This window comes from Acinetobacter sp. NIOH-H-8, from assembly GCF_046635365.1.
Classification (GTDB): Bacteria; Pseudomonadota; Gammaproteobacteria; order Pseudomonadales; family Moraxellaceae; genus Acinetobacter.
Genome location: NZ_JBHDVN010000213.1, coordinates 1 through 440 on the forward strand (window position 1 = coordinate 1; position 440 = coordinate 440).

General features: G+C 56.6%; 2 protein-coding genes. Both read left to right on the plus strand.

The genetic code is table 11. The features are described from left to right. Positions 1–170, plus strand: a 170-nt coding sequence (locus ACEWB7_RS17870) for a chorismate-binding protein (RefSeq protein ID WP_023567831.1), incomplete at its 5' end; no start/stop codon positions are given. A gap of 9 nt (positions 171–179) precedes the next feature. After that, positions 180–440 (plus strand): AMP-binding protein (locus ACEWB7_RS17875; protein WP_411581072.1); only part of this gene is annotated, 261 nt, incomplete at its 3' end.

The window sequence follows — 440 nt, forward strand, 5'->3', positions numbered from 1 at the left end:
GCGAAGGTAACGGCGAATGGGTGGTGACCATCCGCTGCGCGAAGCTGCGGGAAAATCAGGTGCGTCTGTTTGCCGGAGCGGGGATTGTGCCTGCGTCGTCACCGTTGGGTGAGTGGCGCGAAACAGGCGTCAAACTTTCTACCATGTTGAACGTTTTTGGATTGCATTAAGGAGCGAGGATGAGCATTCCATTCACCCGCTGGCCGGAAGAGTTTGCCCGTCGCTATCGGGAAAAAGGCTACTGGCAGGATTTGCCGCTGACCGACATTCTGACTCGCCACGCTGCGAGTGACAGCATCGCGGTTATCGACGGCGAGCGACAGTTGAGTTACCGGGAGCTGAATCAGGCGGCGGATAACCTCGCGTGTAGTTTACGCCGTCAGGGCATTAAACCTGGTGAAACCGCGCTGGTACAACTGGGTAACGTCGCTGAATTGTAT